Annotated in this window: 31 protein-coding genes; 3 read left to right on the top strand and 28 right to left on the bottom strand. The window is 71.7% G+C overall.

Annotated features, from left to right (window positions below; genetic code table 11):
* Nucleotides 1-13 precede the first annotated feature (13 nt).
* From ACIOC1_RS34260 to ACIOC1_RS34130, 27 genes are all read right to left on the bottom strand, one after another.
* Nucleotides 14-577: a hypothetical protein gene (locus tag ACIOC1_RS34260; protein WP_401858308.1), complete on the bottom strand. Its 564-nt coding sequence runs from the start codon at nucleotides 575-577 to the stop codon at nucleotides 14-16.
* Between the two features lie 3 nt (nucleotides 578-580).
* A complete protein-coding gene (locus ACIOC1_RS34255) occupies nucleotides 581-1,531 on the bottom strand; it encodes a histone-like nucleoid-structuring protein Lsr2 (RefSeq protein ID WP_391049342.1) in 951 nt (316 codons plus the stop codon).
* An 8-nt stretch (nucleotides 1,532-1,539) separates the two neighbouring features.
* Nucleotides 1,540-1,761, bottom strand: coding sequence for a hypothetical protein (locus ACIOC1_RS34250; protein ID WP_391049340.1), 222 nt, complete (start codon nucleotides 1,759-1,761; stop codon nucleotides 1,540-1,542).
* Nucleotides 1,758-2,291: a WhiB family transcriptional regulator gene (locus tag ACIOC1_RS34245; RefSeq protein ID WP_391049338.1), complete on the bottom strand. Its 534-nt coding sequence runs from the start codon at nucleotides 2,289-2,291 to the stop codon at nucleotides 1,758-1,760. The genes ACIOC1_RS34250 and ACIOC1_RS34245 overlap by 4 nt, the downstream gene beginning before the upstream one ends.
* Nucleotides 2,288-2,521, bottom strand: coding sequence for a hypothetical protein (locus ACIOC1_RS34240; RefSeq protein ID WP_391049336.1), 234 nt, complete (start codon nucleotides 2,519-2,521; stop codon nucleotides 2,288-2,290). Before ACIOC1_RS34240 ends, ACIOC1_RS34245 begins: the two co-directional genes overlap by 4 nt.
* Nucleotides 2,518-3,204 (bottom strand): diguanylate cyclase domain-containing protein, encoded by a 687-nt coding sequence (locus ACIOC1_RS34235; RefSeq protein WP_391049334.1) that lies wholly within the window; start codon nucleotides 3,202-3,204, stop codon nucleotides 2,518-2,520. The genes ACIOC1_RS34240 and ACIOC1_RS34235 overlap by 4 nt, the downstream gene beginning before the upstream one ends.
* A 105-nt stretch (nucleotides 3,205-3,309) precedes the next feature.
* Nucleotides 3,310-4,005 (bottom strand): hypothetical protein, encoded by a 696-nt coding sequence (locus ACIOC1_RS34230; RefSeq protein ID WP_391049332.1) that lies wholly within the window; start codon nucleotides 4,003-4,005, stop codon nucleotides 3,310-3,312.
* An 82-nt stretch (nucleotides 4,006-4,087) separates the two neighbouring features.
* On the bottom strand, nucleotides 4,088-4,792 hold the full coding sequence (locus ACIOC1_RS34225) for an NUDIX domain-containing protein (RefSeq protein WP_401858301.1): 705 nt from the start codon (nucleotides 4,790-4,792) through the stop codon (nucleotides 4,088-4,090).
* Between the two features lie 90 nt (nucleotides 4,793-4,882).
* A complete protein-coding gene (locus ACIOC1_RS34220; RefSeq protein ID WP_401858298.1) occupies nucleotides 4,883-5,437 on the bottom strand; it encodes a hypothetical protein in 555 nt (184 codons plus the stop codon).
* Nucleotides 5,438-5,515: 78 nt separating this feature from the next.
* On the bottom strand, nucleotides 5,516-6,175 hold the full coding sequence (locus ACIOC1_RS34215; RefSeq protein WP_401858295.1) for a hypothetical protein: 660 nt from the start codon (nucleotides 6,173-6,175) through the stop codon (nucleotides 5,516-5,518).
* A gap of 101 nt (nucleotides 6,176-6,276) precedes the next feature.
* Nucleotides 6,277-6,750, bottom strand: a complete 474-nt coding sequence (locus ACIOC1_RS34210; protein ID WP_401858292.1) for a Pycsar system effector family protein — start codon at nucleotides 6,748-6,750, stop codon at nucleotides 6,277-6,279.
* A complete protein-coding gene (locus ACIOC1_RS34205; RefSeq protein WP_401858289.1) occupies nucleotides 6,747-6,908 on the bottom strand; it encodes a hypothetical protein in 162 nt (53 codons plus the stop codon). The genes ACIOC1_RS34210 and ACIOC1_RS34205 overlap by 4 nt, the downstream gene beginning before the upstream one ends.
* Nucleotides 6,909-6,931: 23 nt before the next feature.
* A complete protein-coding gene (locus ACIOC1_RS34200; RefSeq protein ID WP_401858286.1) occupies nucleotides 6,932-7,306 on the bottom strand; it encodes an ATPase in 375 nt (124 codons plus the stop codon).
* Between the two features lie 92 nt (nucleotides 7,307-7,398).
* Complete coding sequence (locus ACIOC1_RS34195; RefSeq protein WP_391049321.1) at nucleotides 7,399-7,854, bottom strand: RRQRL motif-containing zinc-binding protein; 456 nt, start codon at nucleotides 7,852-7,854, stop codon at nucleotides 7,399-7,401.
* Nucleotides 7,841-8,341: a phage holin family protein gene (locus tag ACIOC1_RS34190; protein ID WP_401858283.1), complete on the bottom strand. Its 501-nt coding sequence runs from the start codon at nucleotides 8,339-8,341 to the stop codon at nucleotides 7,841-7,843. The genes ACIOC1_RS34195 and ACIOC1_RS34190 overlap by 14 nt, the downstream gene beginning before the upstream one ends.
* Before the next feature lie 151 nt (nucleotides 8,342-8,492).
* Nucleotides 8,493-8,666: a hypothetical protein gene (locus ACIOC1_RS34185; RefSeq protein ID WP_391049317.1), complete on the bottom strand. Its 174-nt coding sequence runs from the start codon at nucleotides 8,664-8,666 to the stop codon at nucleotides 8,493-8,495.
* Between the two features lie 35 nt (nucleotides 8,667-8,701).
* The gene (locus ACIOC1_RS34180) at nucleotides 8,702-10,093 is read right to left on the bottom strand and encodes a hypothetical protein (RefSeq protein WP_401858280.1); all 1,392 of its coding nucleotides are present in this window, start codon (nucleotides 10,091-10,093) and stop codon (nucleotides 8,702-8,704) included.
* Nucleotides 10,094-10,255: 162 nt separating this feature from the next.
* Nucleotides 10,256-12,412: a hypothetical protein gene (locus ACIOC1_RS34175; RefSeq protein ID WP_391052686.1), complete on the bottom strand. Its 2,157-nt coding sequence runs from the start codon at nucleotides 12,410-12,412 to the stop codon at nucleotides 10,256-10,258.
* Entirely contained in the window at nucleotides 12,412-12,879 is a 468-nt protein-coding gene (locus ACIOC1_RS34170; protein WP_391052683.1) for a hypothetical protein, read from the bottom strand. The genes ACIOC1_RS34175 and ACIOC1_RS34170 overlap by 1 nt, the downstream gene beginning before the upstream one ends.
* Nucleotides 12,880-12,975: 96 nt before the next feature.
* Entirely contained in the window at nucleotides 12,976-13,215 is a 240-nt protein-coding gene (locus ACIOC1_RS34165; protein ID WP_391052680.1) for a hypothetical protein, read from the bottom strand.
* A 123-nt stretch (nucleotides 13,216-13,338) separates the two neighbouring features.
* A complete protein-coding gene (locus tag ACIOC1_RS34160; RefSeq protein WP_391052692.1) occupies nucleotides 13,339-13,563 on the bottom strand; it encodes a DUF5999 family protein in 225 nt (74 codons plus the stop codon).
* Nucleotides 13,564-13,710: 147 nt separating this feature from the next.
* Complete coding sequence (locus ACIOC1_RS34155) at nucleotides 13,711-13,932, bottom strand: hypothetical protein (protein WP_391052677.1); 222 nt, start codon at nucleotides 13,930-13,932, stop codon at nucleotides 13,711-13,713.
* 20 nt (nucleotides 13,933-13,952) lie between these two features.
* Nucleotides 13,953-14,147 (bottom strand): hypothetical protein, encoded by a 195-nt coding sequence (locus tag ACIOC1_RS34150; protein WP_391052674.1) that lies wholly within the window; start codon nucleotides 14,145-14,147, stop codon nucleotides 13,953-13,955.
* Between the two features lie 195 nt (nucleotides 14,148-14,342).
* A complete protein-coding gene (locus ACIOC1_RS34145; RefSeq protein ID WP_391052671.1) occupies nucleotides 14,343-14,702 on the bottom strand; it encodes a hypothetical protein in 360 nt (119 codons plus the stop codon).
* A gap of 169 nt (nucleotides 14,703-14,871) precedes the next feature.
* Nucleotides 14,872-15,138, bottom strand: coding sequence for a hypothetical protein (locus ACIOC1_RS34140; protein ID WP_391052669.1), 267 nt, complete (start codon nucleotides 15,136-15,138; stop codon nucleotides 14,872-14,874).
* Between the two features lie 697 nt (nucleotides 15,139-15,835).
* On the bottom strand, nucleotides 15,836-15,994 hold the full coding sequence (locus ACIOC1_RS34135) for a hypothetical protein (RefSeq protein WP_391052666.1): 159 nt from the start codon (nucleotides 15,992-15,994) through the stop codon (nucleotides 15,836-15,838).
* On the bottom strand, nucleotides 15,991-16,356 hold the full coding sequence (locus ACIOC1_RS34130; RefSeq protein WP_391052663.1) for a hypothetical protein: 366 nt from the start codon (nucleotides 16,354-16,356) through the stop codon (nucleotides 15,991-15,993). The genes ACIOC1_RS34135 and ACIOC1_RS34130 overlap by 4 nt, the downstream gene beginning before the upstream one ends.
* Before the next feature lie 255 nt (nucleotides 16,357-16,611).
* On the opposite strand from ACIOC1_RS34130, the gene ACIOC1_RS34125 reads away from it, so the two are divergent.
* From ACIOC1_RS34125 to ACIOC1_RS34115, 3 genes are all read left to right on the top strand, one after another.
* Nucleotides 16,612-17,364: a UTRA domain-containing protein gene (locus tag ACIOC1_RS34125; protein ID WP_391052662.1), complete on the top strand. Its 753-nt coding sequence runs from the start codon at nucleotides 16,612-16,614 to the stop codon at nucleotides 17,362-17,364.
* Between the two features lie 180 nt (nucleotides 17,365-17,544).
* Nucleotides 17,545-18,582, top strand: a complete 1,038-nt coding sequence (locus ACIOC1_RS34120; protein WP_391052659.1) for an AAA family ATPase — start codon at nucleotides 17,545-17,547, stop codon at nucleotides 18,580-18,582.
* Nucleotides 18,579-19,142, top strand: a complete 564-nt coding sequence (locus ACIOC1_RS34115; RefSeq protein ID WP_391052656.1) for a guanylate kinase — start codon at nucleotides 18,579-18,581, stop codon at nucleotides 19,140-19,142. Before ACIOC1_RS34120 ends, ACIOC1_RS34115 begins: the two co-directional genes overlap by 4 nt.
* Nucleotides 19,143-19,146: 4 nt before the next feature.
* Here the strand turns inward: ACIOC1_RS34115 and ACIOC1_RS34110 are convergent, their stop codons facing one another.
* A complete protein-coding gene (locus ACIOC1_RS34110) occupies nucleotides 19,147-19,983 on the bottom strand; it encodes a DUF1932 domain-containing protein (RefSeq protein WP_391052653.1) in 837 nt (278 codons plus the stop codon).

Genomic DNA, 19,983 nt, shown 5'->3' with positions numbered 1-19,983 from the left:
TGCACTCCTTGGATCAGATGTCGCCGTAGGCGCGGCGCTGGTGGGTGTGGATGAGCGTGGTGGCAGTGTCGGGATAGACGGCTGTGCCGAGCAGGTCGCCGGCCTCGGTCCACACTGTGTCGGCGCACAGGTCGGGGTCGGACCAGACGACGTAGGGCCCGTACCGCTCGAGTCGACCGACGTCGGAGAGGGTGTCTCTGTCGACCGGGACCGCCGGGTCGGCGGCCGTCGTGGTGCAATCGTCGTCGGCCTGGTCGTCGCGGGCGTCGTCGTCCGGGAAGTCCAGGGGCGGGGTGTCCAGCAGTTCGAGGGTGAGCACCTGGAGCCACATCGGATGGTCGCTGATGCGCGGCAACCCGAGGTGTCCGGTGACGCGGACGTGGTCGCCCGGGCGCAGCTCGTGCAGGACGGCGGCGGTCAGTTCGGAGGCGCTGACGCTGCACGGCAGCAGCATCTCGTCAACGAGTTCGTCGGTGGGGGAGACGATCAACCGGAAGCGGGCGCGGGTGCCGGTCTTGTCGTCGGCAGCGACCTCTTCGTCCAGGTAGCCGTCAAGGACTATCGCGTCTGCCGTCATCGCTCAGCCCGCCTTCGCCAGTGTGGCCGGCTGCGGGTGGGCGGCGTCGTATGCCTCCACGATCGATGCTTTGATGACGCCGGCGACGCCGACGTGGTGGCCGTTGGCCCGGGCCCACGTGCGGATCGCGGTGAGTTCCTCGCGGGAGCGCTTGGCGGGCTGAGGGCGGATCGGGGTGGGTACCTCGATCGCCGCGGCGCGGCTGCTGGCCTTGAGCTGCCGCAAGTGCTCCTCTTCGGCCTGGAGGTCCGCCCGGAGTTTGGCGATACGGGCCTCGACCTCAGTGGTGGCCTTGTCAGCGGCGCGGCGCTGGTCCAGGTCGGCGAGGTCCTGGCGGATGCGGCTGGCTGTGGCGCGGACGCTGGCAAGCGTGTGCTGCTCCGCCCACAGCAGCAGCACGTCGACGTCGGTGACGTCCGGCACAGTAGGCGTGGGCTTCGAGGACGGGGACTCCGGGGTGGGGGAGACCGCGTCATACGTGGCGGTGTCGTGGGCGGGTTCGGTCGGCTTCCCGGCCGGGGCGGCGTCGACGTCGTCGGTGGCCGGTTCGGAGGTGCCGGTGAAGGCGACGATGAGGTTCTCGACTTCCTGGCAGGTCATGCCGGTTGCCTCGGTGATGGCGAAAACGTCGGCGCCGGCGTTGTGCATCGAGATCGCCATCGCCTCAAAGGCGTCGAGGCCGGTAGTCGGGGGCTGGTCGGGCATTGCGGGCTCGTCTCCTGTCGGTTCGGGGTCTGCCGGGGAGTCGTCGGCCGGGGCGGGGATGAGGGGGAGCAGGGCGGTGACGGTGTCGATGTCGTCGGGCAGGGCGAGGGCGGCCAGGAGGTCGGCCAGGTCGTCCTTGTCACGGGCGTGGCGGGCGGTCATGTGGGCGGCGGCGCCTTCCTCGGTGGCTCCGAACACGGTCAGGGGGATGGATTCGGCTGCTGCGTGGATGTCGAAGTTGTCGTACATCTCGCCTCCTACGCGCCCGGCTTGCGGCGGGCGCGGGGCGGGTCGGACACGAACCGGGTCTCACCCGGGTGTGCGGCGTTCCACGCTTCGGCGCAGACCTTGTGGACGTCTTCGCCGGAGTGGGACTGCAGGACGGTGTAGTGGCCGCACAGGACGCAGCGGCCGCCACCGGTGAAGTGACGGCCGTCATGCCAGTCCAGGAGCGCTCGCTGCTGGACCGGCCTGGTCATGCGGCCTTCTTCAGCCCTAGGGCTCGGGCGAGGGTTTGCCGGTTGGCCGCGGCGCGTTCGGGGGTGATCGGGGCCCGCCAGGGCTCGTACGGTGCGGGCCGGGTGGGGATGAGCTCGAGGGCCAGGCGCTCCAGGGCTTCGCTGCGTATCGGCGGCGGGTCGACCCGGGCGCGCTGCCGGCGCTCGGCACGGCGGCGGTCGGCGGCGGCGACCTTGGCGACCCAGTCCGGTCCGAGGCGCTCCACCTGACGCTTGCGCAGTGTGGTGCGTTCGCGCGGGGTGGTGGCCGCCCACACGCCGACCGGGGTCAGCGCCGGGTTGGCCAGCGCCCATTTCAGGCAGTCGTTCACCAGCGGGCACTGCGCGCAGTCCCGCTTGGCGCGGCGGATGTCGACCGCGGTGTCGGACGACCCGGTGGTGCTGCCCTTCTCGTGGGAGAAGCGGCCGGGGTTGCTCTGGCAGGCGGTCGGGCTGTCGCTGCGGGGGAAGGGGATCTCCGTCGCCGCCTCGGTGATGTCGCTGCTGCTCACGAGGTCGCCTCCCGGGTGGGGACGCGGAGGCGGGCGAGTAGCTGCAGGGCGCTGGTGCGGGAGGTGTACTCGGTGACGGCGGGCCGGTTGCAGACCCAGCAGTCGGTGTGCGGGCCTGCCCAGGTGACGGCGCAGTGGGCGCAGGCGTAGTGCCGGGCGCCGGGACGGCGGCGGCCCAGGGCGCGGATCTGCGCGGCGGCCAGCAGGCGGGCGGTGGTCGGCTTCGTCATGCCGCGACCTGCCCGCTGGTGTGGGTGCCGGGGCGGTCGGCGCGGCGGCCGTTGACGGTGGGGACGTCGCGGTGGCCGGGGCCGGCCAGGACGGTGCGGCCGCTGTGCTTGCCCGCGTACATCGCGGCGTCGGCGGCGCGCAGCAGGCCGGACAGGTCGCGGGTGCCGACCAGGTCGGGTGCGGCGGCGCCGACCGAGACGCCCGGGGTGAGGTGCGTGCCCTCCAGCGGCAGGGGGGCGGTCAGCATCGTGTCGAGCTGGTCGACGCGGATCTGGCGGCGACCGGCGCCGATGTAGGCGGCGACGGCGAACTCGTCTCCACCGAGGCGGCCGACGACACCGCGGGAGCCGGCCCACTGGGTGAGCCGGTCGGCGACGGAGGCCAGGAGCTGGTCGCCGCTGGCGTGCCCGAAGCGGTCGTTGACGGTCTTGAAGTCGTCGACGTCGGCGAGCAGCACCAGGACGTCGTTGCCGTAGGCGCGCACGAGCCGGTCGGCGCGGGTGGTGAAGTCGTCGCGGCGCAGCAACCCGGTGAGCGGGTCACGGCGGGCGGCGGCGAAGCGGCGGTGCCAGATGACGGAGTGGACGGTCCATCCGGCCAGCGGGACGGCCGCCGCGGTGACGGCGGCGGCCGCAGCCGGAATGTGGGCCATGCGGCCCGTGACGTGCACGGTGGAGGCCATACTGAGGCTCCCTCTCGTGTCGGTGATGCGGGGTGGGTGCCCGGGGCGGCCGGTGAGGTTGACGGCCGCGGCGGCCGTCCCGGAGCGCAGAGGATCTGGGAGCGGTCAGGAGCCGGCGGTGGCCAGGTGCTCCGAGAACCGCGGGGCGTCGGCGGTCGTCGTCCACTCGCCGTCGGTGATGAGCCGGCCCCTGGAACCGAAGCCGCGGCTGGGGGACTTGGCGGCGCCGTGGAACAGGTGGAGGACCGGGACGCCGCCGGACCAGTGGTCGAAGTGCTGCCAGGTGAACCCCGGGTGCTCCGGGTCGTCGTGGTAGAACTCGCCGGCGGGGACGTACGCCGCGGTGAGGTCGAAGACGGCACCGGTGTCGGGGTGGGTCCACTGGGTGCGGCCGATCTCGGTCTCGGGGACCGGGTGGCCGGCGGCGTCGACGCGGCGGTCCACCCACGTGACGGTGACCAGGCAGCCGGGGTGGTCCCAGGTGTTCGGGTAGGGCTTGCCGGGGTTGTAGTAGTCGATGTGGACGTCCCGGTCGGTCAGCGCCTGGCGGCCGCGCAGCTCGCTGCGGACCAGCCGGGCGCGGCCGGCCGGGACGGGCTCGGTGTACCGGTCGGTGACCGTGCCGGTGCCGGTGCCGTTGGCGAGCCAGCCGCGGATCGAGGCGTAGATCCGGCCGTCGGTGTCGGGGGCGTTCTCGGTGACCTGCCAGTCGGCGAGCACCATCGGCAGGTAGCCGGCGAAGACGAGCGTGCCGTGGTCGGTGTCGGCGATGTGGTGGTCGGGGGTGTTCCAGTCCTTCATGCCGATGTCCCTTCCGTCGTGCGGGCCGGGCTGTCCGGTCCTCCGCACCGCCCCGGCCGTGCAGGCCGGGGCGGCACAGGGGTCAGGCAGTTCGGGCGGTGACGGCGTCGGCGAGGATCGCGGCGTGATCGAACGCGAGGTCCGGGAGGTCGGCCAGGGGCCACCAGCGGGCGGCGGCCGCGTCGTCTCCGGCCGTCGGCTCGGCGAGGGCGGGCAGGGTCGCGGTGTAGGCGGCGGTGACGTACCGGCCGCGGGGGTCACGGCCGGGGGTGTCGTAGGTGCCGACCGGCCGGAGGTCGGCCGCCGGGACGGCGATGCCGACTTCTTCCTCCAGCTCGCGGACGGCGGCGGCCAGGGCGCTCTCGCCGATCGAGACGTGCCCGCCGGGCAGGGCCCACTGGCCCTTGTGCGGGTCCCAGCCGCGTTCGATCAGCAGGACGTGGTCGGCGGCGAGCAGGACGACGTCGGCGGTGTACCGGATCGTCTCGTCGGGGTCGGTGTACGGGGCGGTGATCCGGTCCAGGGAGAAGCGGATGCGCTCCGCGGCTGCCAGCACGTAGTCGCGGTGCCGGTTCTCGGTGTCGGTGCCGTCGTACCCGGCGGCTTCCGCCTGCGGGGTGCCGGCGTTGAGGGCGAGGCGCTCGAGGTGGAAGGCGGCGGCCGTCATCTCGGTGAGCATCGGCGTTTCAACGGCGGCGACCCGTGCGGCCAGGGCGCATTCGGGGCGGGTGCTGCGGGCCCGGCGGGCGGCGCGGCGGGCGGTCTGATCGCTGGTGGCGCTGGTCACGGAGGGGGTGTCCCTTCATCGTGCGGGCCGGGCTGTCCGGCCCCTGCGCACCGCCCCGGCCGGGAGAGTCGGGGCGGCACGCGGGGGTCGTCAGTCCCGGGTGGCGAACTGCCCGAGCAGCTGCTCGGCTTCGTCCTCTTCGGCGCGGGCCTGCTTGAGGAGGTCGTCGTGGGCGCGCTTGGACAGCCGCCGGTGGTGCATCTCGTGGCGGACCAGGGCGATGCGTCGCTCGCGGGCGCCGTGGCGGATGAGCTGGTCGACCTCGATGAACGCGTAGACGAGCGTGGCGTCGGTCGCGGATGTGCGGCGCAGCCGGCTGCCGTTGAGGAGGATCCGCACCATGCCCTTGGGTGCGATCACGACGGCCGCGTACAGGTCGGACGGGCGGCGGGTGATGCTCAGGGGGTGTTGGTGCCACAGGTTCTTCGGGACTCCGGCGGCGGCGCCCTGCGCGGCGGCGGCGAGGTCGGGCAGGGCCTTGGGCTTGGCGATGACGAGGTGGATGCCGGCCAGGGGGCGGCGTTGGAAGTGGTTCTGCACGAGCCGGGCGGCGCCGGGCGCGCGGTCGGTGACGGTGCGCTGGGTTCGGCGGGAGGCGCCGACACGCTGGATCGTCATCCGGGAGCTGAGGGAGGCGGGCGGCATGGTGCGGGCTCCTGTCTGGTGGGCTGACGGGCGGCCGCGCCGTCCCGGCCGGAGGGGCCGGGGCGGCACGGTCACCGGTCAGGCCGCCTTGAGCGCGGTGTCGGTGTCGTCCTCGCTGTTGGTGGCACGGTCGGCGTAGTCCGCCATCAGGCGCTGGAGCTGCTGGACGTCGGTGACGGGGACGGGGTTGTCGGCCTCGCCGGTGACGAAGGTGAAGACCATGCCGGGGGTGATGCCGTCGGCGTTGCTGTCCCGCCAGTAGCGCAGGTACGCGCCGGGCGCGAGGTGGAAGGACGCGGTGCCGTCGGGGTATCCCTGCCACCGGTCGACGTCGGTCAGCAGCACCTGGCCGCGGTCGACGCGGTAGGCGTCGGCCGCCGCCCGGGACGCGGCGTCGGCGCAGGCCGCCTCCCGGAGCTGGATGAGTCCCTCGTGCGCGGTGGCCGCGGCGGTGGCCGGCTCCGTGCTGTACCGGCTCCCGGTCGGGCGGGTGTCGGCCAGGCGGCGCAGCGGTGCGACGACGTCGTCCAGGAGGTCCTCGAAGCCGACGGCGAAGGCGAGGGCGCCGATGCCGGCGAGGGCGGCCTTCCAGCCGGTCGCCCACGAGTCGGGGGCGGCGCCGAATCCGATGTAGCCGCCCACGCCGGCGCCGATCCAGGTGAGGGCGTTGATGCCGAGTTCGGTGAGTGAGGCGCCGATCGCGCGGGCGATGCGGCGCGTGAGGCTGGTCTTGGTCATGATGGGGCGTACTCCTTCTGCTGGTTGGGGGAGTGGAACCCCGCGGGCTGGCCGGGTTTGGTGACCAGGCGGCCGGCCCGCGGGAGTTGAGGGTGAGCCGGTCACCAGGCCGCGCAGGCGGCGGCCAGGGCGAGCAGGGCGAGCGCGGCCAGGCTGACGTCGACGGCGCGCCGGAGCCGGGTGTACTTGCGCAGCGCGATCCCGGACAGTGCCCGCAGCCGGGTCTCCTTGGAACTGCTGGTGACGGCCGCGCGGACCTGGTCGTCACCGGTGAGCGTCGACCAGTAGGGGAAGCTGCCGTGGTCGTCGTCGCGCAGGTGCGGGCGGACCACCAGGAGCAGCAGCACGGCGGAGACGGACAGGGCGCCGATCGCCGCGGCGCCGGCCAGCGTGCCGAGGGCCGGCAGCGGGGTGTCGGCGACGGAGGCGAGGCCGGCCAGGGCGGCCCCGTCGAAGGCCAGCAGCAGCGATGCCTTGTTGTCGGTGCGGCTGACCTGCGCGTCAGTGTCGGCGATCGCACGGTCCAGGGCGGCTTCGAGGTCCGGCGCGAGAGCGCTCGGGGAGGCTGCGGTCACGTCAGCGGGATGGCGCGGCAGGCGGCGGCGTGCGCGTTGGCCTTCTCGCGGATGCTCGAGAGGGCCTCCTGCTCCGGAAAGCGCGAGTTGACGTACCGGATCTGGAGGTTGGCGGGGCGGTGGGGCTCGGTGAAAGCGGTGCGGACAGCGGTGTCCATGGCGGAAGTCCTCTCGGATGAGGTCAGCGGTGGACGACGGGGAGCGCGAGGTCGCGGTGGACCACGTCGACGGGCCAGTCCTGCTCGAGCAGGTCCCGGTAGACCTGGTCGGCGATGACGGGCGCGCGGTGCCGGCCGCCGGAGCAGCCGATGGCGATGGTGATGTCGGTGTCGCCGGTGATGAGCTCGAACGCGGCGGCGCGGGTCACGCTCTCGATGACCTCGGCGATGCCGGGCGTGGCCAGCACGGTGTCGACCACGATCTGGTCGTGGGCAGTGAGCTCGCGCAGCTCGGGGCTGACGTGCGGGTCGCGGTAGGGCCGTAAGTCGAAGGTCAGGTCGGCGATCGGCGGGGCGCCGTGCAGGAAGCCGAAGCTGACGAGCGTGATGTCGGGCACGGGGTTCCTTCCTCCAGGGCCGGGCTGTCCGGCTCTCCTCACCGCCCGGCTGGGCCGGGCGGATCGGGCAGCCGCCAGTGGGCGCGGTGTGGTCAGGCCGCCAGTCCGGGGGCAGGGCCGGGGGCGGCGAACATGACCAGGCGAGGGTCGAGGGGGATGCCGGAGTCGCACTCCAGGCAGCTGCCGAGGGTCTTGAGCGGCAGACAGCAGATGAAGCGGCGCTGGCACTTCGGGCAGGTCTGCCGCTTGGCCATCGCGGCGTCGAGTGCGATTTCCTTGGCGAGCGTCATCGGCCGTATCGGCAGGGCGAGGTCGACGCGGTACAGCCACGCCCACCGTGTGCCGCCGCGGCACTCGATCCGGGCGACGGGGGCCTGGCCGCCGGGGCGCAGCCGCTTGGCGCGTAACTGGCGGCGGGTCGCGAGGCCCTTGTAGCCGGCCTGTTTCCAGGGGAAGACCGGCAGGGAGCCGTCGCCGGGGTCGTACGGGTCGACGTCGACGACGGGACTGTCCGGCGGCTGGGCCGGGACGGGTTCAGCGGCGGCCACGGTTGTGGCCGCGGCCGGTGTGGATCTGGACGTTCGCGCGGCCGCGGGCGTTGACGCTGACGCGGGTGCCGCTGCTGCGACCGGCGCGGCTGACCGCGGACAGCACGGCGATGACGGCGGCACCGCCGGCCACGACCGCGATGAGCATGGTGAGCGCCGCGATGAGGGTGGCCAGCGCCATGGCGAGGAAGTAGATGCCGACACCGCCGGCGGCGAGGATGAACGCGGCGAGTGCCATCTTGGCCATCAGCGGGGAGATCAGCGGCTCGCTGGGGGAGGGGGCGGACTGGGAGTAGTAGGCGACGGGCCGCCCGTACTGGTCCGGCATGACGGTGACGCCGTCGATGCCCGAGGACGGCGGGTAGACCATCGTCGGCTGGGGGAGGGGGCGCTGCCCGTACGGCTGGACCGGGTCGTGGACGTACGGGGCCTGGACGGGCATCGGCTGGTAGTAGGCGGGCTGTGCGTCGTCGCCGTAGGACGGCATGATGGGGTCTCCTCTGTTGAGGGAGCCAGGCGACCCACTCGAATGCGACGCCTGGTTGAGGCTCCGGCCTCTTCACCGGCCTCCCGAGGTGCTTCATTCATCTCGGGGGGCCAGTGGAGCCGCCGGAACAGCTGCTCGGTGGGCTGCGTGCTCAGTCGGTCAGGGACCGGAAGCGGGTGGCGAGCATCGCCGGGTGCTCCGGGTCGCGGCGCAGGATCGTCGTCGGGTGGCCGGGGCTGGTGTCCGCCAGGAGCAGCGGCGGCCGGTCGCCGGGGACGAACCCGAACGTGAACGTGGGCGCGGTGTCGTCGGTCTCGAAACCCATGTCGTCGTCTTCTTCCGTCTCGCGCGGCCGGCCGCTCATGCGGCGCCGGCCGCGTCGTCGTTGGTGAACCCGTCCAGGGCGTTGGCGGCGCGGACGGCTGCCTCGAAGCCGGGCTCTTCCGACAGGCGCCGGCGGGCGGCACGCTGCCGGTCGCCGCACCAGGTGTCGGCCTTGCCGTAGAACTTCGCGAGTCCCTCGAGGTCGGGGGTGACGCTGTCCAGGAGGCACTTCGCGACGTACCGCTCGGCTTCGTCGCGCTGTTGCTCGCGCACATCGCGAGGCACCCGGCCACTTTCCGAGGTGGCCGTCTCGCGAACCGCGATGAGCGCGGCCCCACTTTGCGAGGCACTTTCCGAGGCGGCACCGCCAGAAATCGAGGTGCGGCGACCGCCACTTTGCGAGGCGCTTTCCGAGATGGCCCGGGTGCGGTTCGCGGCCCGCTCCAGGGCGCGCTGCTGCCGGGCCCGCTCTGCTTCCTCCAGGGCGCGGGCCTCGGCTGCTGCCTTCTCCCGCAGGGCCTGGGCTTCGGCTTCCGCCCTGATCAGCTCCGCCTGCCGGGCCGCCTCACGGTCCCGTTCGGCCTGTGCGATCTCGGCGTCGGTGCGGCGCCGGGCCGCCTCGATCTCTGCCGCGCGCCGCTCGCGCCCGGCCTCGATTTCTGCCGTCTGCGCGGCCAGGGCGACCCTCTCGCGTTCTGCCTCGATTTCTGCGGCGAGCCGCTCGCGTTCGCGCTGCGCCTCGCGTTCTGCCGCCTCGTTTTCTGCGATGCGCGCCGCCTCGCGTTCTGCTGCGGCTCGCTTTTCGGCGTCCTCGCGGTCGCGCAGTTCGCGGGCGCGGCGGACCTCGCTGTCCTTCTTCTCGGCTTCCGCGGCCGCGAACCAGTCGATGATGTCGGCCAGTTCGACGCGGCGGGCGGAGACGTAGCGGCGGTAGCCGGCGGCGGCCTCGCTCAGCAGGATGAGCAGGGCCGGTGCGACGGAGTGGAGCAGGATGCCGCCGGCGTCGGGATGCTGGGGGATCGGGTGGAAGCGGCCGTCGGGGTACAGCGACGTCCAGCAGTTCATGATCCAGGTGGACAAACCCGCAGCCCAGCGCAGCATGAACGGCCAGCCGGACGGCTTGTAGGTGCCGCCGTGCTCCACCAGGACGCCGTCGACGTACAGGACGGTGATCAGGGCGACGCTGGCCAGGGGGTCCAGCATCCAGGCGATGTACGCCGGGATGTCGTGGCTGGTGGCGAAGCGGGTGACGTTGACGCAGGTGAAGACCAGTGCGCCGCCGCCAAGGGCGAGCAGGGCCTTGGTGACCAGGGCGCCGACGCGCTTGAGGTGGTCGATCGAGACGCGGGCGGCTTCGGCGTCCTGCTGGGTGACGGGGGCTCGGGGAGTGGACTGGCCGGGCGGGCCGGCCACGTGCGGCGCAGCCATGGCAGTTACCTTCCGTAGTGTTCGCGGGGAGTGTTCGGCGAACAGTTCGCCGGGGGCAAATCAGGATGTTCACGACTTTTAGGCGCAGTGTTCTGGGGATTTCCTTAGGGACCCCCGGGGGCGGACAGTTCGGCGGTCGCGAACTGTCCGCCCCGGCTTCCGCTACTTTCCGTCACCGTCGAGCGGGGAGCGGAGCAGGTCGTAGCGGCCGTACCCGTCCTCGGAGTCGTCCTTGGAGATGACCCCGTCGTCCAGGAGCTGGGCCTTGAGGCGGTTCCACCAGGAGCGCTGGCCGGCCAGGTCGACCGCCATCCACAGGTCGTTGAGCTCCTTGGGCTCGAAGCCGTCCTTGCCCTCGCGGTGCCACTGGTCCAGGCGGGCCAGGATGGCGTCCCGGCAGGCGTCCGGGGACATGCGCTGGGTGTCGGCGACCAGGCCGGGCAGTTCGAAGACCGGGCTGTCGTCCGCGGGGGCGGCGACCTCCTGGTCCACGTCCAGGTCCTGGTACTCGCCGGGCTCGGGGTCCTCTTCGGTGAGGATCCGGCGCAGTTCCTCGTCCAAGTCCTCGGTCTCCTTCGCGAGCAGTTCCTCGTCGACCTCGATGTCCATGTCGTCGTCCTCCTCGTACTCGCCGGCCTGGGTGGCGCTGTACTGGGAGGCCGTGCCCATGGTGGGCGGGTGGGTGGGCTTCTGGGGGAAGGCGCCGGTGCCGGCGGCGTCGTCGGCCTCGAGCAGCGGGGTGGTGTAGAAGGTGCGGTTGGTCCACAGCGGGCCGAACGCTTCCGCGGTCGTGGCGTCCATGGGGGTGCGGACGTTCAGTCCCGCGGTGACGGCGGCCGCCAGGGTCGGGCGGTCGACGTCGAAGGTGCGGGCGGTGACCGCCCACCGCTCCTGGTCGATGCCCATGCCGGCCGCGTACAGGTAGCCGGGCTTGCGGTTGCTCCAGCCCGGGAACGCCCCGGCCTCGATCGCCTCGGGCGGCAGCACGTACTGAGCTTCCGCGCCGTCGGACAGGCCGTAGGCCATGCCGGCGGGGTGGTTGGAGCGCGCCGTGGTGTCGATCTGGTCGTGCGTGGCGCGCTGGATCGAGGACAGGAACCAGCCTCCGGTGGAGCGCAGGGTGCGCAGCACCTTGGCGTAGGCGTCGCCGTCGGCGAAGTCGGCGGCCTCCTCTCCGATGATCAGGAGGAAGTTCAGGCCGCAGCCCGGCTTCCACTTCGACAGGCCCTTGGCGGCCAGGTACTCGCCGCGGGCCTTGATGACCGGGGCCATCTGCTTGAAGAACCGGCGGGCGTCCTTCTCGGTGTCGATCACCATGTCCGCGACGTGCCGGATGTGCCCGTAGTCCTGCATGAACTTCGAGCAGTTGATGATGATGACGCTGACCTCGGTGCGGGTGCCGGCCTCGGTGGCGATCAGCGCGTTGCCGACGGTCTTTCCGGCGCCGTTGACGCCCTGCGCGATGCAGTGCTCGACGTTGCCACCGCCGGCGACCTCCTGCGGGTCGTTCAGGACGCCGGGGAGGTTGAGCTTGAGCGTCTCGCCGTCCTCGTAGCGGCCGATCTGGATCGGCATGTCGCCGAAGCCCGCGCCGAACGCGGACGGACCCGGCCACCGGGTGCCTTCCTTGAGGAGGTCGGCGACCTGGACGCGCATGGTGATCTGCGAGGCGTCGTCGTCATCGACGGTGTGGGTGATCCGGCCGGTGCCGAGCTTGAGCGCGGACGTCATCGCGGGGATGCGGCGGGCGAGTTCGTCGGCGGTCGCGCCGTCCTTCGCCTCGATCTTGGCGAAGACCGTGCCCTTGCCGTTGGACTTGGCCTCCTGCAGTTCGTGCTTGGCCAGGCCGATCTCCGCCTCCAGCGTGGCCCACTTGCCGCCGGTCTTCTCGCCTGCGGCCTTCTTGTGGAGCTTGGACCACAGGTTGTTGCCGATGGACAGGCCCGCCCCGACCAGCAGCCAGCAGCCGATCGTGGTGCTGGACTCCAGCCCCACGACCGTGCCGAGCGTCGCGCCGGCGGTGACGGCGGTGGTGTTGACCAAGTGCAGGACCCGGGTGTCCTTGTCGCGCTTGGCGACCTCATCCATCCGGGCCACCAGCTTGGTCAGCCCCGTGCCCATTCCCGCGACCCCGAGGGCCGCCAGGGCGAGCGAGGTGGGCTGCTGCGCGAGCACGGCGTGGGCGGTCTCCACCAGGAGCGGGCCGCCCACGGTGACGGCCCACGGGCCGCCGTAGGTGAGGTAGAGCTGCCGGTCGCTGACCTGCTCATCCTCGGTACGGACGTCGATCTTCTTCGACGCGGAAGCGCGGCGGGGCATCAGGCGACCCTCCCGCCGGCCTCGCCCGGACGCCCGGCGGAGCCGGTGCTGGGCTTGTCACCGATGGAGAAGCCGGGCTTCTTGCCCTTGCCCTCGCGGGCCTTCTTCTCCGCGTCCAGCTCGGGCTGGATGAAGTGCTTGACGAAGCTGGCGTACATCTTGATGCCGCTCAGCCCGAGCACCTTCGCCGCGGACGCGCCGGTCTTCAGGTGCGCGCCGACCAGCTTGCTGCGGACCTTGGACTGCACGCCGAAGGTGAACCACTTGCCCTTGTACTGCGCGAGGATCGCGGACACCATGTCGGCGTCCATCGCGACCCGCATGTGCAGCTCCAGGCCGATCGCGCGCAGGATCCGCGCGTACTGGTAGAGGTCCCGGTCGGTCCGGAACTCGATCTTCTCCAACTGCTGTACGAGCTGGGCCAGGTTGCTGGCCAGCTTCTCGCCGTCGCTGTCGCTGTCGCTCATTGCGGTCCTTCCAGAAGGGGGCGGGACGGAATTCCGGGGGCTGTCACCTCCCCGCGGCGCCGGGCCGGGGCCCGGCACCACAGGCAGGCGGCAGGTTCACCGGTGGCTGCGGGTGTAGCTGGCCGGCTGCGTCGTGCCGGACTGGGTGTGCGAACTGGCGTCGTGGATCGCGTTGCTGACGCCGGAGCCGAAGGCGTTGATGCCGCTCGCCAGGGGCGAGGCGGCCAGCGCGTAGCCGAGCACGACGGTGCAGATCGCCAGCGGCATCCGGACGTCCATGCGCCAGGACACGAACACGCCGACGGCGGCGAACACCACGATGGGCAGAGTGATCATCGAGTCCTCCAGGACTTCGGGGAGGGCCGAGCAGAACGAGGGAGGCTCCCTGCGTTCTCCGCGCCACCGCCCGGGAAGGGGCCGGCCGGTGGCACGGGCAGCGCAGGGCTGCGGAACAGCGGTTCAGGCGGCGGCGACGTGGTCGGCCTGGCGGCTGCGGCCGTCGGCGCCGGCCGGCCGGTGCGGGGCGACGATCTGGCCGTCGGGCAGCAGCTCGCCGGTGTCCTCGAAGACCAGGACCGAGTTGCACAACAAGCTCCAGCCCTGCCCGGGGTGCGCGGCGATGGTCTGCGCGGCCTCGCGGTCGGGGCTGTCGGCGGTCGGACAGGTCGGGGTGTGCGTGCACAGGGAACTGGCCATGGGTGAACTCCCTCGGGCGGTGGCGGTGTTGAGGTGCGGACCGAGCGGCTGGTGCGGGCTGCGGTCCCTGCGTTCTCCACCGCGGCCGCGCCCCGTGGGGCCGGCCGCGACTGGGCAGCGCAGGGCGGCGGTGGTTCAGCCGGTGCGGAAGCCGGCGTAGGTGCCGGGCGCGGCCTTCGGCACGTGCATCACGGTGTCGACCGCCGCGAACAACGCCCCGCCGACGGCGGCCGCCGCGGCCAGGCCCGGGTGTCCGATCTCGGCGACGATGCGGGCGGCGCCCTGCGCGGCGTACGACGCCTTGAGCGTGGCGGTGTCGCCGTCGGTGACGGTCATGATCCGGTCGTACAAGCTCATCCGGACTCCTGGGATTCAGGTCAGCGGCGCGGCTGCTGGCGCCGCTGCTCAGCGAGGTAGGCGTCCTGCAGACGGCAGAACCGCTCGTAGATCGGGGCGCCGACCTCGCACGGCTGGTCCGGCTCGCAGGCCGAACAGGTGCTGGTGTGGGCGGTGTTGGCCTTGTCGGCGGCCATGTAGCGCCGGTAGAGGTCACCGGGCTTGGGCTGGGGCACTGGATTCCTTGTGGTCGGTGCGCCGAGGCGCGCGGTGGACATCCGCGACCAGGTGGCCGGCCTCCCACGCCTTGGCGGCCGCCGCGGCGGCGACGGCGAGCAGGGCGCGGACTGCCGGATGGGCGGGTCCGAGAGCGGTGAGGGCCCGTGCCGCGCGGTGCTGGGCGGCGCGGGCCCTGGATATGCGGCTCAGCGTCAGGAGCCGTTCTGCCGACAGGCGGGGCAGATCCCGCCGTTCCAGTCGTCGAACCAGCCCTGGCAGACGCTGCACTGGCCGTCGCCGTCGACCGGCGCCAGGACGACCAGGACTGCGACGGCCGCCCCGGACAGGCACTGGCACCTCCAGAACCCGCAGATGCCGCAGGCGTCGTTGAGCGCCGCCTGGACGATGGATCCGAACGCCGCGTCTTCGGCGTCCTCGTAGCCGTCCCGGTCGTCCTCGCGCTCGATGTCGTCGATGACGCCCGCGACCGGGACCGGGAGACGCAAGTGCAAGCGCCGGGGCTGTGCGAAGGAGATCGCGGCGGCCGGAGGCGCCGCTAACATCGTGGTCAAGGTCGTACCTCGCTCTGTGTCAGGAAACGGGTCCGCGACCTGTGACGACCCCGGGGGGCTACCCGGGGTCGTCGTCGCGTTCGGGCCCTGTGGCCCTCTGCCGCCGCCGCCCGGTTGGCTCGGGGCGGGCGGCGGCGACAGGCAGTCCCAGGACGGACGTACGGGCGGGTCAGGACTCCTGGAACTCGAAGACGTAGAAGACGCCGACGCTGCCGTGCAGCGTCGCGATCGACATCGGCCGGCCCTCACGGTCGGTCAGCCGCTCACCACGGGCGTCCTCGGTGTAGACGACCGGGGTGAAGCCGGTGAACGTGTTCGCACCGAGCGTGCGCAGCGCGTCGGCCTCGCTGATCGGGTGCGAGCTGCGCTGCTCCGGGAACGGGCTGAGGTAGTGGCTGGTGATGCTGCTGTAGTCGGGCTTGGCCAGGGACTTCATGTGCTCTCCTGCCAGATCGGATGAAAGGCTGGAGCGCGGTTGCTTCCTCCGGGCTCCCCACCGCCCACCGGACCACGCGAGGCGGTACGGCGGGCGACTGGGCAGCGCGTGGCTGCGGATGGATGATTGGCACATGGCCAAGAGGCGTGTGCCGAAGTTCGTTCGCGAGCGGATCGCCCGCGCGAACCTTGCGAAGTTGCAGGCGGCAGAAACTGCCCGCCAAGAACGGATCTCCAGCACTGGCGATGAGGTTCCGCCAGGGCCGGACAGGCCTTCGCAATCGGTGCGCGCCGTGCCAAGCAGTGTCGAATCCAACAGACGACGGCACTGACGGGTCACGAACGCGGTTGGTGCTCGTGCTGTGCTGGCGTGGCCAGCACGTCGCCCCGCTTGCGGGCGGCAATGTGCGTGCATGTCATTCATGGGCCGCGCCGTGCGGCTGACCAGGCGGTCATGCGGCGCGGGCAAGGACCTAAAGGCCCACGTCAGTGGGCAGTTCGAACTAGCCAGGGACATACCTGGGGTTCCACCGGGCCGGATTACGGAAATCCCGGCTTCAGTCCTTGCTCCTCTGTGGAGTTGTGAAGGAACGAGCGCTCCCCGTCCGGCCCTGGTGGGGGCTTTCCGGGCGCTAGGCAACCTGTGGGATCTGGCCGCTTCTACCGCCGCCACCCGCGGGTGGCGGCGAGGGGAGAGGTCAGGACCGAGTGAGCTGAGCGGGAGAGGCGGCCGCCGCGAGGCACAGCAGGAGCTGGCCGACACCGATGAACTCCGCGGTGAGCATCAGGAGCGCCATCACGCCGGTGAGCACGGCCACGCCCAGGGCGGCGACTCGCGGGCTCGGTGCGGGGTTCACGCCGCGACCGCCGTCTCGATCGCGACCGACGCGGCCGGACGGGCGGGGAGCAGCAGCGGGGCGAAGGGGATGAGCGCGTCGACCAGGAGCTCCCGGACGCGCTGCGCGATGGTCGGGTCGTCCGCGGCGATGTCGGCGGCGGCGAGCAGCCGGTCGTGGCGGGCCTGGATCGCGTCGGCGGCCGCGAGGTCGTCCAGGCCCGCGAGCTTCTCGTGCTCCAGCAGGCCGGCCTCGTACATCTCCAGCGGCGTTCCGAAGACGACGTCCAGGTCGACGGTGAAGGCCGGCACCGGGACGTCGATCGCGTCCAGCAGCGCCAGCGTTTCGGCGTCCAGTTCAGCGGCGGGGGAGGTGCGGTTCATGAGGTGGATCTCCTCTCGGAGGGACTGGTCTCGGGAGGCGTCCCGATCGCGGTGAGGCACGGCGAGGCCGTCCCGAGGCGGCGCCTCAGTCACCTCGTTAACGAGGTTGGCACCAGTACAACCATCCTCGTTAGTGATGTCAAGTAGTTCGTTAACGATGTACGCTCGGGGGGCGATTTTGAGGCATGCCGCCGCGTCCCTGCTCAGGCCGCGATAATCAACCGCCGTAGGATCGCTAACGAGGTAGGGAGACACATGGCGGGTGAGACGGGTGCTGTGGCGCCCAAGTACCGACGAATCGCTGACGACCTGAAGGCGGCTATCGAACGGGGCGACTACGCCGCCGGCGACCGGCTTCCCGGTGAGACCGCGCTCGCTGCGCAGTACGGCGTCGCATCCCTCACTGCGCGTCAGGCACTCAAGGTGCTGAGGAACGAAGGGCTGGTGGAGACGAAGAAGGGCTCGGCTCCCCGCGTGCGCTCGTTCCAGCCGATCCGTCGGCGCGGCATTCACCGGCTGGCTCGCGATCAATGGGGCGTCGGGAAGTCGATCTGGTCCGCCGACGACAGCCGGCCTGTCACTGTCGACGTCAGCGTGGACAGCATCGCGGCCCCGGAGTACATCGCTCGGGTGCTGGAGATCGCCGATGGCGGCCTTGTTTGTGCTCGCTCCCGGCGCTTCGTGCTGGAGCGCCGGCCGGTCATGCTGGCGACGTCGTACCTGGACCTGGAGCTGGTCGCAGGGTCGGCTATCACCAGTGTCGACACCGGTGAGGGTGGCATCTACGCCCGACTCGGAGAGCTCGGCTACGCACCTGTTCGGTTCCGCGAAGAGATCCGCACCCGACTGCCTACGACGGAGGAGGCCGCCGCCCTGGAGATGCCTGTCGAACGCCCCGTGATCAAGCTGGTCCGCACCGCCTTCGCCGACGGCGGCCGGGTGGTCGAAGTGAACGAGATGACGTTGGACTCCGCCTCGTACGTCCTGGACTACGAGTTCGATGCCTAGTGACCTCTGCTCACCCACCGTTGCTCCCTCCTGACAGATCGTCTGTGGGAGCAATCACAAGGGGCGCGGCCAAAAACCAACATCACGAAGGCGTGTCCAAGCTCGTTCGCATCTCCGTTCACACGTTTTCAACATCCGCATACACACGGGATTTTGTGATGTGGATCTAAGCTCCCGGGCATGTCGATGGAGGCTCAGAGGGTGGGAAAGCACCACGTGGGGTGGCGGCCGGAGCGGCTGCGGGAGATCCGCGAAGCCCATGGTTTGACCTTGGAAGAGGCTGGCGAGCAGCTGCGCGAGGTCGCCGAACGGGCGGCGCTCAAGGGCGTGCCGGCAGCGAATCCACAGACGCTGTGGCAGCACGAGCAGGGCGAGGTATACCCCGGTCCGCACTACCGGCGGGCGTACGCGTTGCTGTACCGCGCCACGGACAGTGAGCTCGGCTTCCGCAATGCGCTGCCCGGCGAGGACATCCGGTACCCGCTGACGCCGATGGACGACCAGCGCAATGGCGCTCACGTCCTGGCAGTGGAGCGGGCTGTCCATCGGATCGCGCCCGGCAGCGGGGACGCCGATGGCCACATGGCGCTGCAGCAACGGATCATCGACGCCTGGCGGCGGCGACACACCGGTGGCGATCCTCACCGCCCGTCAGTGGTGCTGGTCGGCGGCTACGCCGGCAGCGGGAAGACGGAGTTCGCACGGTTCGTCACGCAGCTGACGGGGTGGCCGCTGCTGGACAAGGATCCGCTGACCCGCCCGCTGGTGGAGCAGCTGCTGATAGCGCTCGGGGGAGATGCCAACGACCGGCACACCGACCTGTACCGCGAGCGCGTGCGGCCGGTGGAGTACGACTGCCTGATGCAGGCGGCGTGGGCGAACATCAACTGCGGGATCTCCACGGTGCTCACCGCGCCGTTCATCGCGGAAATGACCGATGAAGCGTGGATGCAGCGCCTGGTCAACAAGTGCGCCGCAGTCGGCGTGGACGTCGCGCCGATCTGGGTGCAGTGCGACGTCGACTCAATGCGCGAGTACATCAACTTCCGGTCCGCGGCACGGGACGCCTGGAAGCTGCAGCGGTGGGAGGAGTACATCGCCACCGTCGACCTGGAGCTGCGGCCGGCGGTGCCCCACATGGTGGTCGACAACCGCCTCGGCACGGCCATCTCGCTTGCTGACCAGGCGCGGCATGCGATCGGGACGGTGCACTCGTGAGCGGGAAGCAGGGCGTGATCCTGTACGGACCGCCGGCGGCGGGCAAGGACACCGTCACGCGGGAGCTGACCAAGCTGGCGGCGCGCTACAGCCAGTTCGCCCGGCTGAAGGTCGGCGCGGGCAAGGCCGAGGGCTACCGCATGGGCAATCCCGAGCAGCTGCACGAGCTGGAGACGGCGGGCGACGTCGTCTACGCCAACGCCCGGTACGGCAACACCTACGTCATCGACCGGCCCGGCCTGGACGAAGCGTTCGCGGCCGGGGTGCCCGTGGTGCACCTCGGACAGGTTGACGGCATCCGCGCCCTGGTCGACGGGTACCCGGCCGCCTGGGTCCGAGTGCTGCTGTGGTGCCCGAAGGACATCACCGAGCAGCGGTCGCGGGGTCGCGGCGACGCCGACACCGAGCAGCGCTTGGCGGCGTGGGACGCCACCCAAGAGGACGTCGACGCGCACCCGGAAGTGGATTGGGATCTGCGGGTAGAGACGGTGGAGACGTCGCCGGCTGCTGCCGCGCGGCTCATCGATGAGTGGCTGCGGGCGGGGGCGGCGTCGGCATGAGCGGCTACGGGTGGGCGAGTTGGTCCAGGGCGTCGTTGAGCGTGAGCTCGGCGTCGTCCTTGGCGTCGTCCCACCGGGCCAGGGTGGCCGCTGCCGCACGCAGCATTTCCGGCGGCAAGCCGGCGGCCGAAAGCATGTCGGCGACTTCCTCCATCTCCGGCCCCCACCGCCAGGCCCGCGCCGCCGCCTTCGCGACGTACTCCGGCTCGGCGAGGTACGAGTCGGAGCGCCGGGAGGCGATGTCGCGCAGCTCCTGGTCCACGCCGTGCTCGCGGGCCAGGGCGTACGACAGCGCCACCAGCACCCGCGACGTCTTCTGGAAGCTGGCGTACGCGAGCTTGAGCGCGGACGCCTGCCCCACCTGGTCGCCCAGCACCTTCGTACGCACCGCAGTTCCGTCGAAGAGGTCCTCGATCTGTGCGGCCGCGGCGGCCGGGCCGGACAGGTACAGCGTCGGCGTCTTCCCGCGGACCGGCGGCGAGCCGACCACGCCGCCGTCGACGACGGCCCGGGCCCGGGTGAGCAGGGCGGCGATGCGCTGCGCCCGCTCGGAGCTGATGGCGTTGGCCTCTACGTACACCCCGGCGAAGCCGTGCCCGGCGACCTCGCGCGCGAGGTCTTCGGCAGCCGCCGGCGGGCACAAGCTGATCACCGTGTCAGCCCGCTGCAGCAGTTGCTGCAGCGTATCCACCGGTTCCAGGCCGAAGCGGGCGGCGCGCGCGGCACTGGCAGCGCTGCGGCCTTCTGCGCACCACAGGACGCTGGTGGCGTTGGTCGCGGCGCACGCCGCGACGGCGGCGCCCATGCTGCCGGGGTGGAGGATGCCGACGGTCTCTTCCAC

Origin of the sequence: Streptomyces sp. NPDC088197, assembly GCF_044741185.1 — a bacterium.
GTDB lineage: Bacteria > Actinomycetota > Actinomycetes > Streptomycetales > Streptomycetaceae > Actinacidiphila.
The sequence above is the reverse complement of the archived record's forward strand: the minus strand, read 5'-3'. Positions and strand labels throughout refer to the sequence as shown.

Bases quoted from the DNA above. Each gene is read 5' to 3' on its own strand.
- ACIOC1_RS34260 (WP_401858308.1), bottom strand. From the start codon at position 577: ATGACGGCAGACGCGATAGTCCTTGACGGCTACCTGGACGAAGAGGTC.
- ACIOC1_RS34255 (WP_391049342.1), bottom strand. From the start codon at position 1,531: ATGTACGACAACTTCGACATCCACGCAGCAGCCGAATCCATCCCCCTG.
- ACIOC1_RS34250 (WP_391049340.1), bottom strand. From the start codon at position 1,761: ATGACCAGGCCGGTCCAGCAGCGAGCGCTCCTGGACTGGCATGACGGC.
- ACIOC1_RS34240 (WP_391049336.1), bottom strand. From the start codon at position 2,521: ATGACGAAGCCGACCACCGCCCGCCTGCTGGCCGCCGCGCAGATCCGC.
- ACIOC1_RS34235 (WP_391049334.1), bottom strand. From the start codon at position 3,204: ATGGCCTCCACCGTGCACGTCACGGGCCGCATGGCCCACATTCCGGCT.
- ACIOC1_RS34230 (WP_391049332.1), bottom strand. From the start codon at position 4,005: ATGAAGGACTGGAACACCCCCGACCACCACATCGCCGACACCGACCAC.
- ACIOC1_RS34220 (WP_401858298.1), bottom strand. From the start codon at position 5,437: ATGCCGCCCGCCTCCCTCAGCTCCCGGATGACGATCCAGCGTGTCGGC.
- ACIOC1_RS34215 (WP_401858295.1), bottom strand. From the start codon at position 6,175: ATGACCAAGACCAGCCTCACGCGCCGCATCGCCCGCGCGATCGGCGCC.
- ACIOC1_RS34205 (WP_401858289.1), bottom strand. From the start codon at position 6,908: ATGGACACCGCTGTCCGCACCGCTTTCACCGAGCCCCACCGCCCCGCC.
- ACIOC1_RS34190 (WP_401858283.1), bottom strand. From the start codon at position 8,341: ATGCCGTCCTACGGCGACGACGCACAGCCCGCCTACTACCAGCCGATG.
- ACIOC1_RS34185 (WP_391049317.1), bottom strand. From the start codon at position 8,666: ATGGGTTTCGAGACCGACGACACCGCGCCCACGTTCACGTTCGGGTTC.
- ACIOC1_RS34180 (WP_401858280.1), bottom strand. From the start codon at position 10,093: ATGGCTGCGCCGCACGTGGCCGGCCCGCCCGGCCAGTCCACTCCCCGA.
- ACIOC1_RS34175 (WP_391052686.1), bottom strand. From the start codon at position 12,412: ATGCCCCGCCGCGCTTCCGCGTCGAAGAAGATCGACGTCCGTACCGAG.
- ACIOC1_RS34170 (WP_391052683.1), bottom strand. From the start codon at position 12,879: ATGAGCGACAGCGACAGCGACGGCGAGAAGCTGGCCAGCAACCTGGCC.
- ACIOC1_RS34165 (WP_391052680.1), bottom strand. From the start codon at position 13,215: ATGATCACTCTGCCCATCGTGGTGTTCGCCGCCGTCGGCGTGTTCGTG.
- ACIOC1_RS34155 (WP_391052677.1), bottom strand. From the start codon at position 13,932: ATGAGCTTGTACGACCGGATCATGACCGTCACCGACGGCGACACCGCC.
- ACIOC1_RS34140 (WP_391052669.1), bottom strand. From the start codon at position 15,138: ATGAAGTCCCTGGCCAAGCCCGACTACAGCAGCATCACCAGCCACTAC.
- ACIOC1_RS34130 (WP_391052663.1), bottom strand. From the start codon at position 16,356: ATGAACCGCACCTCCCCCGCCGCTGAACTGGACGCCGAAACGCTGGCG.
- ACIOC1_RS34125 (WP_391052662.1), top strand. From the start codon at position 16,612: ATGGCGGGTGAGACGGGTGCTGTGGCGCCCAAGTACCGACGAATCGCT.
- ACIOC1_RS34120 (WP_391052659.1), top strand. From the start codon at position 17,545: ATGTCGATGGAGGCTCAGAGGGTGGGAAAGCACCACGTGGGGTGGCGG.